Here is a 16,607-nt window from a genome sequence, read left to right on the forward strand (position 1 = left end):
ATACTCCACCTGTAACATCCCAACTGCCTTACCTTGCATAAATTTTACAAACACAGAAAGCTAATTTACTTATATTTGAATATTATTTTTATATTTAAATAATATTTTAACCAAATATCATATTTCATCTTTCTGTAAAAGAGAGTGGTAAGCCACAAATTGAATGAGAAATTTTCTGATTTTTATTTCCTGTTATTTTTTATCAATCCCATTATCTCACGCAGATTACCGTGCACAAAAAACAATTGTTATTTCTACCGAGCATCATGTCCGCGTAGGTTTTGGTGCAGAAAGAATTTCAAAAGCATTAGCTAAATTAAATTATTCGATCAAAATCGAACAGAAAGACAAGATCGGTAGCGTAGGCAATATCATTGCAATCGGTATATTTTCCGATAAGCTCTTCGCCAATCATCTTCCTGCTGAAGTTAAAAATAAGATCTCCACTACAAAAAAAGAGGGTTACCATATTTATACCTCAAAAAATGGCACCATTTATATCATTGGTAACGATGCATCGGGTGCTTTGTATGGCTGTATTGAATTAGCAGATCAGATTAAAAGTAATGGTAAATTACCATTGCAGCTAACCATGTCCGATCAACCCGAAATGGTATTACGGGGCACTTGTATCGGCTTGCAGAAACCAGATTACCTCCCCGGACATGATGTTTACGAATACCCATATACCCCAGAAACTTTTCCCTGGTTATATGATAAAGCTTTATGGATCAAATACCTCGATATGATGGTAGAGAACCGTTATAACTCGCTTTATTTATGGAATGGCCATCCCTTTTCTTCTTTATTGAGGTTAAAAGATTATCCTTATGCTGTAGAGGTAGATGATGCTACTTTAAAAAAGAATGAAGAGATTTTTCGGTTTTTAACCACAGAAGCTGATAAACGCGGAATTTGGGTAATCCAAATGTTTTATAATATCATTATCCCAAAACCTTTTGCCGCTAAATATGGATTAAAAACACAGGATAGAAACCGTCCGATTATTCCTTTAATTGCTGATTACACCCGAAAATCGATTGCTGGTTTTGTAGAGAAATATCCAAATGTGGGGTTAATGGTGGCTTTGGGAGAGGCGATGGAAGGCGTTGGACAAGATGATATTGATTGGTTTACCAAAACCATTATCCCGGGGGTAAAAGATGGATTAAAAGCTGCCGGAATTAAAGAAGAGCCTCCGATTGTATTGCGTGCACATGATACAGATGCGCCCAGCGTAATGAAAGCCGCATTGCCACTTTATCATAATTTATACACTGAAAATAAGTTTAACGGAGAGGCCTTAACCACTTATACGCCGCGTGGAGCATGGGCCGATCTGAACAGAAAGTTGGCAGCTATTGGAACGGTTAACATTTCTAATGTGCATATTTTAGCTAATCTTGAACCATTTAGATATGGTTCAGCAGATTTTATCCAGAAATCGGTGCAGGCGATGAATAAAATTTATGGCGCAAAGGGATTACACTTATACCCACAGGCAAGTTATTGGGACTGGCCGTATTCAGCTGATGAAGTAAAAGGCAGGTTGTTAGAGGTAGACCGCGATTGGATCTGGTATAAAGAATGGGCGAGGTATTCGTGGAATTCGCAGCGCGACCGCAAACAGGAAATCGATTATTGGGGCAAAGAACTCAGTGATAAATACGGAACCAATTTAATTGGTGGCAAAGCCATTTTAAATGCCTATGAAGAATCTGGAGAGATATCGCCTAAACTTTTACGCAGATACGGCATTACCGATGGTAACCGGCAAACGCTGACTTTGGGTATGTTAATGACACAATTGATTAATCCTTACCGATACGGACTTTTTACCTTGTTATATGAGTCGGAAGCGCCAGAAGGTGAAATGATTATTGATTATGCAGAAAAGGAATGGAAGAAGCAGGGACATATTGGCGAAACACCCGTTCAGGTGGCAAAAGAGGTGGTTGAACACGGCAAAAAAGCTATTCAATCGATTAATCAGGCCGCACCAAATGTAAGAAAAGATACCGCAGAATTTAAAAGGCTTAAAAACGACATTTATTGTTATGATGCCATGGCCAATTTTTATGCGGAGAAAGTAAAAGCAGCGCTTTGGATATTGCGGTATAAATACTCGAACCAGGTAAGCGATTTAGAACAGGCCTTGCCTTTTCTGCAAAAAAGCGTTAATTACTATTCGGAACTGGTTAAACTAACAGATCATCATTATTTGTATGCCAACAGTATGCAAACAAAGCAACGTAAAATACCGATGCGTGGTGTAGATAAAACTTTTATCCATTGGAGAGAAATGTTACCCATTTTTACCAAGGAATTAAATCATTTTAAAAGGAGCATCGATTCTTTAAAATTAATAAAAGTAGGAACAATTGCTGCAATTATACCCTATAAAACAGCCGATGTTAAGATATTGAACCAAGCTGAAAATTATACCATCGCCAAAGATGCTCCGCTTTTTACGGATACAACAGTTAAAATCAAAGAAGTGGCCGGGCAGTTAAGCGGTTTAAAGGGCATTAAATTGAGCAAAGCACAACAAATTAAAAACGGTACAGAAATAAAGTTCAGCACCAAATCTCCTGTTAAATTATTGGTTGGCTTTTTTAACCAGAAAAACGCGCAATACCTGGCTCCACCACAATTGGAAACCGATGCAAGTGCCAATAATTATGGTCAATCCGAAATTAAAATATCGAATGCGCTGGTGCCTTATGGCTTTCCTCCGTTAAGTGTACACGCTTATGCTTTCCCAGCCGGAACGCATACTTTAAATTTAGGAAAAGGAGCCTGTTTGGTTTTAGGCTTTATTGACGATAAACAGGAACTGCGCATTTTTAACGCGGGTTTAGATGGTAGGGGAAAAGATATAGACTGGTTATTCGAATAATGGAAAATACACGAAAATTTATAGCCACGGTAGCATTGTCGATATTGACAATTACCGGCTTTGCACAAAAACAGCCTATCCCGGGAACAGGAAAATTGAAGAAATACGTTGAATATTTTAATTCGATAGACACGGAAGCGGTAAAGAATTATATTCCAAATAGCGAGGCTTTTAAATGGCTTGCCGATCAGGCTCCTTTATTCGAATGTCCGGATTCGGTATTGGAACAAAATTATTACTACCGCTGGTGGACTTACCGTAAACACCTGGTTAAAACACCCGAAGGTTTCATTTTTACCGAGTTTATTGAACCAGTTAAACATGCAGGCAAATACAATTCCATCAGTTGTGCATTAGGTCACCACATTTACGAAGGCAGGTGGCTAAAAGACAACAGTTACCTGAAAGATTATATCAAATTTTGGCTTTACCATGCCGATGTGGGGCAAACCAAGCAGCGTTTTCATCAATTTAGCAGTTGGGTGGATGATGCAGTGTATCAAAACTATTTGGTGAAACCGGATCAGGGATTTTTGAAAGAAATTTTGACTGAACTGGATAAAGATTACGAAAAATGGGAATCGCAACGACAGCTTAAAAATGGGTTGTTCTGGCAGCATGATGTGAAGGATGGCATGGAAGAATCAATCAGCGGATCACGCAAAGACCAGAACCAGCGACCAACAATAAACAGTTACATGTATGGCAACGCCATGGCTTTAGATAAAATTGCCACACTTTTAGGTGACGGTGCGCTCGCCAGTAAGTATAAAAACAAAGCAATTGCGCTTAAAAAACTGGTTCAGGATAGTTTGTGGAATGCTTCTGCTTCATTTTTCGAAACCAGAAAAGCCAAAGGCGGTTCAGCTGATGTACGGGAAGCCATCGGTTTTACGCCCTGGGATTTTAATTTACCCGACGATAAGGCCAATTATGCAAAAGCCTGGGACCAGTTATTGGATACAGCCGGATTTAAAGCACCCTGGGGCTTAACCACGGCAGAAAGAAGAAATCCAACATTCAGAAAAAGGGGTACAGGGCACAGTTGCGAATGGGATGGAGCACTTTGGCCTTTCGCCAGCTCGCAGACATTAAAAGGATTGGCAAATCTGCTCACGAATTATAAAAAACATGGTAAAATGAATGCAAAGATCTTTTACCAGGAACTGCACCAGTATGCTGCTTCTCATATCAAAAACGGAAAACCTTACATAGGCGAGTATCAGGATGAAAAAAACGGGGAATGGTTAAAAGGAGATAATCCTCGAAGTAGTTTCTATAACCACTCTACCTTTAATGATTTGATTATCAATGATCTGATTGGTATAAAGCCACGTCAGGATAATGTACTCGAAATTTCTCCATTAATTCCTAAAAATCAATGGGATTGGTTTATACTGGATAATGTCTCCTATCATGGAAAATTAGTGACGATTTTATGGGACAAAACAGGCACAAAATATAAAAAGGGCAAGGGCTTATTGTTATTTGTTGATGGCAAAGAAGTTTATAAAGGCAAGGATTTGAAGCCTTTAAAGGTTAGGATGGATTAAATCAACTATCCCGGTCTGTGTCCACAAAGACAGAAATTGTTTATTGGTTCGTGGGGACACGCACCAAGGCATTATAAAAAATCGTCATTGCGAACGGAAGCATTGGAATGTGCGGGGGAGTGAAGCAATCTTTGAAGCTTGGAAAAACTAGAAAGATTGCTTCGTCCCGATGAAAAATCGGAACTCGCAATGACGAGGCATTTAAATAAAAAAACAATGAAATATATTTTCAAAACCTTACTTTTTGTACTTGCAATAAGCACTTCCTTAACCGTTAAAGCCCAGTCTTACTATAACGTAATTAAATACGGTGCAAAAAACGACAGTAGTAAACTGGCCACAATTGCCATTAGAAATGCAATAGAAGCCGCATCAAAAGCAGGGGGCGGTTCAGTTTATTTTCCTGCCGGAAAATACTTAACCGGAGCAATTCACTTAAAAAGCAATATTACTATATTGATTGATGCCGGTGCCGAATTGCATTTTAGCGATAATTTTGATGATTATTTACCGATGGTGAAAAGCCGCTACGAGGGCGTCGACGTAACCAGTTTTTCGCCTTTGTTTTACGCCTATAAGGCAGAAAATATTTCAATCATTGGTCGTGGAATTATCGATGGACATGGTAAAAAGTGGTGGGGTTTTGTAGAAGGTTATAAAGAAGGTCAACCGCGATCGAAATGGCAGACTACTTTTGATGGTTTAAATAAGGATATTATTCTTCCTGACGACCCTAAACAGATGAAGAGAGGGTTTCTCCGTCCGCCTTTTATACAGCCTATGTTTTGCAAAAACGTATTGATTGATGGCATTACGATTCGCAATTCTCCTTTCTGGACCATAAATCCTGAGTTTTGCGAAAATGTTAAGGTTCATGCGGTTACTATTAACAATCCCCATTCGCCGAATACAGATGGGATCAATCCTGAATCTTGTAAAAATGTGCACATTTCAGATTGCCACATCAGTGTGGGCGACGATTGCATCACCATCAAATCGGGCAAGGATGCACCCGGGCGAAAAATGGCCGTTCCGGCAGAAAATTACGTGATTACAAATTGTACGATGTTATCAGGTCATGGCGGAGTGGTTATTGGCAGTGAGATGTCGGGCGATGTGCGCAAAATAGCCATCTCGAATTGTGTCTTCGATGGAACGGATAGGGGAATTCGCATCAAAACTGCCCGTGGAAGAGGTGGTGTGGTTGAAGAGATTAGGGTGAGCAATATTATCATGAAAAATATTAAAGATCAGGCTATCGTATTGGATATGCAATATGCGAAAACCAGTCCTGAACCTGTATCAGAGCGTACGCCTAAATTCCGGAATATTCATTTCAGCAATATCACCGGTCAGGTTAACCAGGCCGGCTATTTAAATGGTTTAGAAGAAATGCCCATCAGCAATATTACTTTTAACGACATCAATATGGAAGCTAAGACCGGTTTTTACATTCAAAATTCCAGTAATATCGAGTTTCATAATGTAATGGTAAATACGGAGTTAGGCCCTTCATTAAAAGCATTAAAAGTGAATAATCTAATTATTGATGGCTTTAAAAGTAATAAACCGTTAGCAAATTCAGCAGTAACTGATCTTTCAAATGTATCTGACCTGTTTCTGTACAACGCTTTTCCTGTAAAAGAAACGGTTACTTATTTGAAATTAAGTGGGGCAGAAACCCAAAACATATACCTTGGAAATAATAATTTCAGAAGGGTTAAGCAAGCCATTAAAAAGGAAAAAGAAGTAACAACAAACATCGAAATTATTTCGGGCGATAACGGACAGTAACATGAGGTTTAAACTTTTATTAGGTATTTTATCTTTTATATTAGTCGCACGTAGCGGCAGTTTTGCGCAACAAAACAACCATACGTTGTGGTACACCAAACCCGCAGAAAAGTGGACAGATGCTTTACCGATTGGTAACGGTCGCATTGGTGCCATGATTTTTGGAGGTACAATGGTTGATCATATCCAGTTTAACGAAGAAACTTTGTGGACAGGAAAACCAAGGGATTATAACCGCAAAGGTGCCTTTAAATATTTAAAGGACATTAGACAATTGCTTTTTGAGGGCAAACAAAAAGAAGCCGAAACCCTTGCTCAGGCAGAATTTATGGGACTACAAAGTGAACCAGGCGACAGGAATGCCTGGGTAAACCAAATGAAAAACGGGAAGGGCATTCAGGGCAACCCTGCGTTAGCCGATTTTGATGATAAACTTTGGAAAAGCATTAAACTACCTGCTTTTAATGGCTGGGAGACTGTGGGTTTAGCCAATTTAGACGGTGCAGTATGGTTTAGAACAAGTTTTGATGTTCCCACAAATTGGATAGGAAAAGATCTGGTAATTGATCTTAACCGCATTCGCGATCAGGATTTTACCTATATCAATGGTCAACTGGTTGGCAATACCGATAATACTGAGCCCAGAAAATACACCATTCCGGCAAAGCTGATCAAAAAAGGAAAAAATTCAATTGCCATCCAGGTACTCAACTATTTCGATAAAGGCGGTTTATTAGGTTATAAGGATACTTCAAAAAAAATAGGCATTTATCCTGTGGGCAGCAGTGTTGAGCAGGGCATTTCATTGGTTAAAGCGTGGAAATATAAAATCCAGGATGAAGATCCACCGGCCGTTCCCCAATATCAGGAAAGTTACCAACCGTTTGGCGACCTTAACTTATACTTTAAACTCAATAAATCGCTGGTGAGCAATTATAAACGTTCGCTCGATATCACCACTGCTATTGCTAAAACTACCTTTACCAGCAATGGAATAAATTATCAGCGCGAATATTTTGCCAGCCAGCCTAATCAGGCTGTTATTATTCATTTAACTGCCGATAAACCTAAAGCGATCAGTTTTGATGCTGAATTATCGAGCGTTCACCGCAAGTCGGCTGTTAAAAAATTGGATAACCAGACGCTGGCTTTGACTGTGGCGGTTAAAAATGGTCTATTAAAAGGAGAAAGCAGGTTAACAGCCATTATTAAAAAAGGCAATTTAAAAATCGCGAACGGAAAAATCAGTATCAATCAGGCTGATGAAGTAACACTTTATTTAACTGCGGGTACCAATTTTATTAGTGCGCAGGATGTTTCCGGAAACCCTTCGACGGCCAATGTTAATGCGCTTAACAGTTTAAAAGGTAAAGCGTACACTGAAATTAAACAGAAACACATTAAAGAATATCAAACCTATTATAACAACTTTAGTGTTGATTTTGGCCGTTCGGAGAATGAAAACCTGCCGACGGATGAAAGATTGGAAGAATTTGCGAGCGCTAATGATCCTGCATTTGCAGCGCTTTATATGCAATACGGCCGGTATTTATTGATTTCGAGTTCCAGGCCAGGAACACAGCCTGCTAATCTTCAAGGGATTTGGAACGACCTGTTCACACCACCTTGGGGAAGTAAGTATACCACGAATGTTAACCTCGAAATGAACTATTGGCCCACCGAAATCCTCAATTTATCAGCCTTAAACGAACCACTTTTTAGTAAAATTAAAGGACTATCAAAAACTGGTGCTGAAACGGCAAAAGCATATTATAATGCCCGTGGCTGGGTGTTACACCACAATACTGATTTATGGAACGGTACAGCCCCGATTAACGCTTCCGATCATGGTATCTGGGTTAGTGGTGGTGCTTGGCTAAGTCAGCATTTGTGGGAACATTATCAATTTAGTAAAGACTGTAAATTCCTGGAGACAGAGGCCTATCCCTTAATGAAACAGGCCGCTCTATTTTTTGAGGATTTTTTAGTGAAAGACTCAAAAACAGGCTGGTTGATCAGTACACCATCTAATTCGCCGGAAAATGGTGGTTTAGTGGCTGGTCCGACGATGGATCATCAGATTATTCGATCTCTTTTTAAAAATTGTATCGCTGCTAGCGAGGTGTTAAATGTTGATGAAGATTTCAGGAAATCCCTGACAGAGAAAGTTAAACAAATTGCTCCAAATCAGATTGGCAAATATGGACAACTACAAGAGTGGTTGGAAGATAAAGATGATACCACCAATAAACACCGTCACGTTTCTCATTTATGGGGTGTTTATCCCGGAAATGATATTACATGGGACAGTAACGAAAAAATAATGCAGGCTGCAAAACAGTCTTTATTGTATCGCGGTGATGATGCCACAGGCTGGAGTTTAGCCTGGAAAATAAATTTCTGGGCACGGTTTAGGGATGGCGACCATGCGATGAAACTGATCAAAATGTTAATGAAACCAGCCCATAATGGTGCAGGTTCTTATTTAAACCTTTTCGATGCACATCCTCCTTTCCAGATTGATGGAAATTTTGGTGGTGCAGCAGGAATTGCTGAAATGATTCTGCAAAGCCATCAGGGTTATCTTGATATTTTACCAGCTTTGCCAACAGCTATTCCAAATGGAGAAATTAAGGGTTTACAGGCGCGAGGCGGATTTGAACTGGATTTGACATGGAAAAACGGCTTACTGACCTCGCTTACCATAAAATCTAAAACAGGTGAAAACTGTAAAGTTCATTATAAAAACAACAATATAAGTTTTGAAACCAAAATGGGTGAAACTTATAAACTGAATGGAGATTTGAAAGAGCGATGAATCAACTTACGAAATCTAAAAGGTCTGAGCGGAAGAAGATTTCGTCAGTCTTAGCATGTAGTCCAGTAAATACTTCCGAAGTTTGCCACCTTACCACCTTACAAAACTTCGGAAGAAACCTTTTGCGGCGCATTGGTTCGTGTCTCCACAAACCTATAACCTACTCAAATTTTACACGGACACTTTTACTATCTTTTTGCACTATTTTCTTAATGGGAATCAATTTCGTTCATGCCCAAAGTTCAACCAGAAAAGATATCTCCTTAAATGCCAATTGGCTTACCATAGCCGATGAGAAAAACAAAAATGCTTACGATGGCTTTCAGTCGGCCAGATACAACACCTTAAACTGGAAAAATGTTAATGTTCCACATAACTGGGATCAATATGAAGGTTACCAACGCAAACTTCATGGCAATAAACATGGTTATGCCTGGTACCGAAAAATATTCAAAACCAATGAAGTTAAACCCGAAAAAAGGTTCTTCTTATATTTTGAGGGGGTAGGTTCTTATGCAACTGTCTGGTTAAATGGTAAAAAAGTAGGCTATCATGCGGGTGGCAGAACCACTTTTACATTAGATGTTACTGCTTCAATTAGGTTGAACAGTCAGGAAAATATTTTGGCCGTTCGTGCCGATCATCCTGCAAATATTCAGGATTTACCCTGGGTTGATGGCGGTTGCTCAACCGAACGCGGTTTTTCGGAAGGCTCGCAACCCATGGGGATTTTCCGTCCGGTGCATTTAATTGTGACCAATGATATCCGTGTTGAACCATTTGGTATCCACATCTGGAACGACAATAAAATTTCAGAAAAAGCCGCAGTATTAAACCTGAGTACAAGCATTAAAAACTATGCTTTAAAGCCAAAAAATGTATCGGTAATTAACCGGCTACTTGATTCAGACGGAAAACAGGTTAAGGAAATTAAAAAAATACTTGTTGTTCCCGCAGGGAAAGAAATCCAGATCAATCAGCAAACCGACAAAATCATCAATCCAAAACTTTGGTCTTTGGAAAGTCCATATCTCTATACGCTGCAAACCACCATCATTGAAAATGGAAAAATTGTAGATGAACTGAAAACACCTTATGGCATCCGTTGGATCAGCTGGCCTACAGGCGATCACGCCAATCAAAAGCAATTTTTATTAAACGGAAAGCCTGTTTTTATCAATGGTATTGCAGAATATGAGCATTTAATCGGCCAGAGCCATGCTTTTAGTAAGGAACAGATCAGGTCGAGGGTGATGCAGATTAAAGCAGCAGGTTTTAATGCCTTCCGCGATGCACACCAGCCACACAATTTATTGTATTCTGACTATTGGGACAAAGAAGGGATTTTATGCTGGACGCAAATGGCGGCGCACATCTGGTACGATACGCCCGAATTCAGGAAGAATTTTAAAGCCCTTTTAACGGACTGGGTAAAAGAAAGAAGGAACAGTCCTGCGGTAGTGTTATGGGGATTGGAAAATGAAAGTACGCTGCCCGAAGATTTCGCAAGAGAATGTACCGAATTGATTCGGAAACTGGATCCAACCGCTTCTTCACAAAGAAAAGTAACGACCTGTAATGGCGGTAAAGGAACCGATTGGGATGTACCCCAAAACTGGACAGGTACCTATGGAGGTAATCCGTTAACCTATGGTGAAGACCTACAAAGACAGGTTTTAGTGGGAGAATATGGCGCCTGGAGAACCGTTGATCTTCATACAACTGATGCCAATGGAAAAGGGTACACGGAAAATAAAATGACAGATTTAATGGAAACCAAGGTGCGCCTGGCCGAATCGGTAAAAGATAAAACAGCGGGTCATTTTTTCTGGTTGTATAGCTCACACGATAATCCTGGCCGGGTTCAGGGTGGGGAAGGTCTGCGCGATTTAGATCGCATTGGTCCGGTAAACTACAAGGGCATGTTTACTCCCTGGGAAGAGCCTACAGATGTTTTTTACATGTTCAGGTCTAATTATGCGCCTAAACAAACCGCACCTATGGTTTACATTGTTTCGCACACCTGGCCAAACCGTTGGGTAAAACCTGGCATCAAAGATAGTGTAGTGGTGTATTCTAATTGTGATGAAGTAGAACTTTTTAATGATGTAAACGGACAGTCATTAGGCAAGAAAAAACGTGGGGCAATTGGTACGCATTTCCAATGGGATAGGCCGAATATTCAGTATAACGTTTTGTATGCTATAGGGTATGTTGACGGGAAACCTGTAGCTAAAGATCAGATCATTTTACAGAACTTGCCACAAAGCACTAATTTCAATCTGTTGGTTACCGATAAGAAAATAATCAGTCCTGAAAATGGTTATCACTATGTTTATCGTTTAAACTGTGGAGGAGGCGATTATACCGATGTGAACGGCAATCAATGGTTCGCCGATCGGAATTTAACTTCTGCTGATCGTTTTGGTTCTACCTCATGGACGGCTAATTTTCCGGGTATACCCGATTTTTTCGCCAGTCAACGCCGTACTTTTCAACCGATTAATGGCACTAAAGATTGGAAGCTTTTTCAAAGTTTCAGATATGGCAGAGAACAGTTAAAATATCACTTTCCATTGCCCGATGGAGAATATTTGGTTGAACTTTATTTTATTGAACCCTGGCTGGGAATTGGTGGTGGTTTTGATGCCAAAGCCATGCGTTTATTTGATGTGGCATTTAACGGTAAAACAGTTGTTAAAGATTTAGATATCTGGAAAGAAGCCGGCAGCAATACATTATTGAAGAAAACAATCAAAACTTCAATTAAAGGTGGCTTTTTGGATATTAATTTCCCTGAGGTGAAAGTGGGGCAGGCGGTGATTTCGAGTATTGCCATAGCCAGTTTAAACCAAAATATTAAACCTGCACCAGAAAGTAATTCGCTTTTAACGAAAATAAAAAATGCCGAATTAAACAGCTGGCTGGATATTGGAGACGAGCAATTTAAAGGAGAAAAATCAGCATTTACCGATTTGCCTTCAAATTTATACGGTGCAGAATGGCTTAAGGCCACCCGTGGACAGGAAAGCATCGGATTTACCGCTACTGATAGTGTTGATGCCTTTATTGCACTGAATAAAAACAGCAGCGTTCCGCAGGGATTTGAAAATACCAAAACCACTTTAAGCAACAGTAATGATGAAATGTTTGATCTTTACCGCAAAAGACTTATCCCCAACGAAAGAATCATTTTTGATAGTAGGGTGGCCAGCGTTTTTGTGTCGCCCATTACCCATTTACAACCTGCTTACGATTTAAAAACAAGCACGAGCTACAAAGCTACCGACGGCATTTTAGAGGGAAAAGATATTACAAAAGCAGTATTGATGAACAAACAGCGTGTAATTTTTAATGCTGCCAACCAGGGGAGTGTCACCTGGAATATTTCAGTTGGCGTTGCCGATACCTATTCCTTAACCATTAAATACCATAACCCTTCCAATCAGCCATTGAAAGCTAAACTGGAGTTTTTATCGGCAGATGGAACCTTAATGAAAACAGAAATGGCAGAATTTTCGCCTACCAAAGAGGGGAAATGGAATTACCTGAACACCAATACCGGAAGCATGATTAATGCCGGAAGTTACCAAGTGCGCTTAACCGCCACAGAAACCAAAGGACTGGCAGTTGATGTTTTAGATGTTCAATAAGATAAGATGGTATAATATGTGGCCAAAATCTTATATTAATGATGATATTTAGCGATGCATATTTGTTTTAACCAAATTAATAAACGAGCCAAGAAGTAATGAGAGGTTTACCCGTATTCGACCTTGCGATCATCTTCATTTACCTTGTCGGGATGATATTAGTTGGGGTTTATTTTTCGCGAAAAAATAAAAATTCCGAGCAATTTACAAAAGCTTCGGGCCTGATCCCCGGATGGGCGATAGGTTTATCTATTTATGCAACATTTTTAAGCAGCAATACTTTTTTGGGCGTGCCCGGTAAATCTTTTGGTGGCAATTGGAATGCATTTGTATTTAGTATTTCGATGCCGTTGGCGGCGTGGGTGGCTTCTAAATATTTTGTGCCATTTTACCGCAATAGCGGAGAAATATCAGCTTATACCCATTTAGAAAAACGTTTCGGCGCATGGGCAAGGGTATATGCGGTAGTTTGTTTTCTGTTGACGCAGTTGGCCAGAATGGGATCGATATTTTTCGGAATTGCGCTGAGTCTGCAGGCACTTACAGGCTACTCCATGCAGATGATTATGATTGTGATGGGTATCTGTATCATTGTTTATACCGTTTTAGGAGGAATTGAAGCGGTAATATGGACAGAAGTGGTACAGGCGATTGTAAAAACCCTGGGTGCGCTACTCATTCTGTATTTGATTATTTCGAATATGCCGGGAGGTGTATCAAAGATTGTAGAGATTGGAAAATCTGCCGATAAATTTAGCCTGGGCAGTTTTAAATTCGATTTTGTCGGATCGTCGTTCTGGGTGGTTTTTCTTTATGGTTTTTTCATCAACCTGAACAATTTTGGAATGGATCAGAATTATATTCAGCGATACCATACCGCATCATCAGGTAAAGCGGCTTCGAAATCAATCTGGTTATGTGTTTGGTTGTACATCCCTGCTTCACTGCTGTTTTTCATTATAGGATCTTGCTTATTCGCTTATTATGAGGTTAATCCGGAATTGGTGCAGTCGGTCAAACATCAGGTAGCTGTTGAGCGTTTGCCGCTACATGCTTCGGCAGCAGAGGTCTTAAAAGTACAAAACGCGTTGATTCCATCAGATTATGGAGATAAAATAATGCCACATTTTATGGTTACCAAAATTCCGGCTGGTTTGGTTGGACTGATTGTTTCGGCCATTTTATCTGCGGCTATGAGCACCATTAGTTCTGGAATGAATGCTTCGGCAACCGTGTTTTCAGTAGATATTTACAAAAGGTATTTCAAACCCGGCATCACCGAAAAACAGAATTTATCACTGTTACATCTGGCTACGGTAGGATTTGGCTTGCTGGGCATGATTGCAGGAATAGCCATGATCGGTGTAAAAAGCATTTTGGATGTTTGGTGGGAATTATCAGGCATTTTTGCGGCCGGAATGCTGGGTTTGTTTTTACTTGGCATTATCAGCAGGCAAACCAAAAACCATGAAGCCATCACTGCAACCATCATCGGTATTGCTGTAATTATATGGATGACATTTTCTTCACTTCTTCCTCCTGAATATGAGGTTTTTAGAAATCCTTTGCATAAAAATATGATTATCGTAATCGGTACTTTAACCATTTTTTTAACAGGGCTCTTCGTGACAAAAATTAAAAACAAAAAGATAAAAACAGCCCATTAAGCTCATCAGTGCTTATTCGCGGCAAAAAAAATATAGCACATTTACCATATCAAATTACAATGGAAAACTCACAAAAAGGGTTCATCCCGGTTATGCTCACGCCATTTTTGAGCAATGGGAACATCGATTATCCTGCTTTAACACAACTTACGGAGATTTATTTACAGGCAGGGGCTTCAGGTTTGTTTGCCAATTGCCTCTCGAGCGAGATGTTCGAATTGAGTGATAAGGAAAGAATCCAGGTTATAAAACATGTGGTAAAAGTGGCAAACGGTGCCGTACCTGTTGTAGCCACTGGAACCTTTGGCGGCGAAATTACCAAACAAGCTGATTTTATAAAAGAAGTAAGCGATGCAGGTGTAGAAGCCGTAATTGCCATTACCAGTTTATTGGCCAGTGAAGCGGAAAGCGACGAAATATTTAGCGAACGTGTGTTCAATCTGCTGCATCAAACCAATGAAATTCCGATGGGTTTTTACGAATGTCCTGTACCCTACAAAAGAGTATTAAAGCCACAGCAACTGGCCGATTTTGTCGCTACAGGAAGGGTAATTTACCATAAAGATACCAGCCTGGATCTTAACCAGATAAAAGAAAAACTCAAACTCACCGAGGGCTATGCTTTTGGCTTGTACGATGCCTACATGGTTCACGCAGTTGATTCGCTCAAAGCAGGCGCTTCAGGATTATCCTGTATTCAGGGTAATTACTTTCCGGAGTTAATTGTTTGGTTGTGTGATCATTATGATAATGAATTGCTTAATGGTGAGGTACAGGCTGTGCAGCAGTTTTTGATCGATAACATGGAGGTGATGCACCATGTTTATCCGGTGGTATCCAAATATTTTCTGCAAAAACGGGGGTTAAACATTTCTACTTTTACACGCAGAAATGTGGGCGCATTTACAAGTAGTGAAGTAAAAGGAATGGAAACCTTATTTGATGATTATACTTCGCTACGCAATAATTTGAATATTAAGGTTTTTATATGATTTTTTTTAAAACCTCGCAGGTTTGAACTAGAAAGACGTTTGCGCTCGTTTTCAAACGAGCGCAAAATAGTTAAACGATTCTATCGTTTTTAAACGATAAACTATTCAACGCTCGTTAGAAACGAGCGTTAGCGAAGATCGCGAATGAAATTTAATTCAAATATTTTCTTTTATAATCCAAAGGAGTCATCCCGGTTACCTTTTTAAAGTGCCTGTAAAAATTAGATACATTATTGAAGCCGCAATCAAAACAGATCATTTCGGTGGGCAGTTTATTCTCAATCAGGAAACGGCAGGCGTGGCTCACCCTGATTTCGATCAGGAAATCGTAAAAAGTCTTCTTCGTCATCAGTTTAAAGTAGCGGCAAAAAGAAGTCACGCTTAAATTGCTTAACGATGCCACTTCCTCTAAAGTAATATCCTTTTTATAATTACTAAGCGTATAATTGCAGATTTTATTGATGCGTAAAGTTTCCGATTCGTTCGATTGATAAAAAGTATTTTTACTGGTTACAATGGTCGAATATTCATCCGTTTCTGCGAGCGTTTTTAAGATCGAAAGTAAAATAATAATGCGGTCTAAATTCGTAGCATCAACAGCTGCCCGCATTAAATCAACCAGTTTATCTTTAGCCTTACCTTTAATTACCATGCCACTTTTGGCTTTTTCGAACAATTTAGGGATCAGGTAAGCTTCTGGCAAAGTAAGCAGGTATTTGCCCAAACAATCAGGCAAAAAATGGATTACCATGGCTTCCGTTGTCAGGTCGGGATTGTTTTGGAAATACTCATCCTTACAGCGCCAGGTGTGGGGCAGGTTTTCACCCAGCAATACCATTTCGTCAGGCACAAAATTACTGATGTTATCGCCAATAAAACGTACACCTTCACCTTTGATTACATAATGGAGTTCCAGTTCAGGATGGTAATGCCAGATGTTTCCAAAATCGGGTTTAATGTCGTGGCGGATACTAAAAGAACTTTGTAAAGTAATGGGAACTTTATGAAAATGGGGTTTCATCTCAGGGTTAAAATATTTGGTTAGCGCCGCAACAATCTACTCAGTTAAATTTGTGCAGCGGACATAAAGTTAAAGAGTTAAATGATAATATCCTATATTAATTGGCTAAAAACCATTAGAAAATAGTGTTTTTCTATGTTGAGTTTTGTATTAAGCCAAATGGGCGTAACCAAATTATAAACAGACAAATTATTTTCCTATAAATTTTTT

General features: G+C 39.5%; 8 protein-coding genes. 7 read left to right on the forward strand and 1 reads right to left on the reverse strand.

What is annotated here, in order from left to right; translation table 11 throughout:
• Positions 1-163 precede the first annotated feature (163 nt).
• The 7 genes from IM793_RS06325 (at position 164) to IM793_RS06355 (ending at position 15,376) form a co-directional block, all read left to right on the forward strand.
• Positions 164-2,899, forward strand: a complete 2,736-nt coding sequence (locus IM793_RS06325; RefSeq protein ID WP_193420241.1) for a hypothetical protein — start codon at positions 164-166, stop codon at positions 2,897-2,899.
• Positions 2,899-4,452 (forward strand): glycosyl hydrolase family 65 protein, encoded by a 1,554-nt coding sequence (locus IM793_RS06330; RefSeq protein WP_193420242.1) that lies wholly within the window; start codon positions 2,899-2,901, stop codon positions 4,450-4,452. Before IM793_RS06325 ends, IM793_RS06330 begins: the two co-directional genes overlap by 1 nt.
• A gap of 216 nt (positions 4,453-4,668) precedes the next feature.
• The gene (locus IM793_RS06335; protein ID WP_227256154.1) at positions 4,669-6,246 is read left to right on the forward strand and encodes a glycoside hydrolase family 28 protein; all 1,578 of its coding nucleotides are present in this window, start codon (positions 4,669-4,671) and stop codon (positions 6,244-6,246) included.
• Between the two features lies 1 nt (position 6,247).
• On the forward strand, positions 6,248-9,064 hold the full coding sequence (locus IM793_RS06340; protein ID WP_193420243.1) for a glycoside hydrolase N-terminal domain-containing protein: 2,817 nt from the start codon (positions 6,248-6,250) through the stop codon (positions 9,062-9,064).
• Positions 9,065-9,276: 212 nt separating this feature from the next.
• Positions 9,277-12,717 (forward strand): malectin domain-containing carbohydrate-binding protein, encoded by a 3,441-nt coding sequence (locus IM793_RS06345; RefSeq protein WP_193420244.1) that lies wholly within the window; start codon positions 9,277-9,279, stop codon positions 12,715-12,717.
• 98 nt (positions 12,718-12,815) lie between these two features.
• Positions 12,816-14,384, forward strand: a complete 1,569-nt coding sequence (locus IM793_RS06350; RefSeq protein WP_193420245.1) for a sodium:solute symporter — start codon at positions 12,816-12,818, stop codon at positions 14,382-14,384.
• A gap of 59 nt (positions 14,385-14,443) precedes the next feature.
• Positions 14,444-15,376 (forward strand): dihydrodipicolinate synthase family protein, encoded by a 933-nt coding sequence (locus IM793_RS06355; RefSeq protein ID WP_193420246.1) that lies wholly within the window; start codon positions 14,444-14,446, stop codon positions 15,374-15,376.
• A 151-nt stretch (positions 15,377-15,527) separates the two neighbouring features.
• Here the strand turns inward: IM793_RS06355 and IM793_RS06360 are convergent, their stop codons facing one another.
• A complete protein-coding gene (locus tag IM793_RS06360; RefSeq protein ID WP_193420247.1) occupies positions 15,528-16,397 on the reverse strand; it encodes an AraC family transcriptional regulator in 870 nt (289 codons plus the stop codon).
• Positions 16,398-16,607: the final 210 nt, after the last annotated feature.

Origin of the sequence: Pedobacter sp. MR2016-19, from assembly GCF_014947265.1 — a bacterium.
GTDB lineage: Bacteria > Bacteroidota > Bacteroidia > Sphingobacteriales > Sphingobacteriaceae > Pedobacter.

Coding starts and splice junctions, on each gene's coding strand:
- IM793_RS06360 (WP_193420247.1), bottom strand. CDS start 16,397: ATGAAACCCCATTTTCATAAAGTTCCCATTACTTTACAAAGTTCTTTT.
- IM793_RS06325 (WP_193420241.1), top strand. CDS start 164: ATGAGAAATTTTCTGATTTTTATTTCCTGTTATTTTTTATCAATCCCA.
- IM793_RS06330 (WP_193420242.1), top strand. CDS start 2,899: ATGGAAAATACACGAAAATTTATAGCCACGGTAGCATTGTCGATATTG.
- IM793_RS06340 (WP_193420243.1), top strand. CDS start 6,248: ATGAGGTTTAAACTTTTATTAGGTATTTTATCTTTTATATTAGTCGCA.
- IM793_RS06335 (WP_227256154.1), top strand. CDS start 4,669: ATGAAATATATTTTCAAAACCTTACTTTTTGTACTTGCAATAAGCACT.
- IM793_RS06345 (WP_193420244.1), top strand. CDS start 9,277: ATGGGAATCAATTTCGTTCATGCCCAAAGTTCAACCAGAAAAGATATC.
- IM793_RS06355 (WP_193420246.1), top strand. CDS start 14,444: ATGGAAAACTCACAAAAAGGGTTCATCCCGGTTATGCTCACGCCATTT.
- IM793_RS06350 (WP_193420245.1), top strand. CDS start 12,816: ATGAGAGGTTTACCCGTATTCGACCTTGCGATCATCTTCATTTACCTT.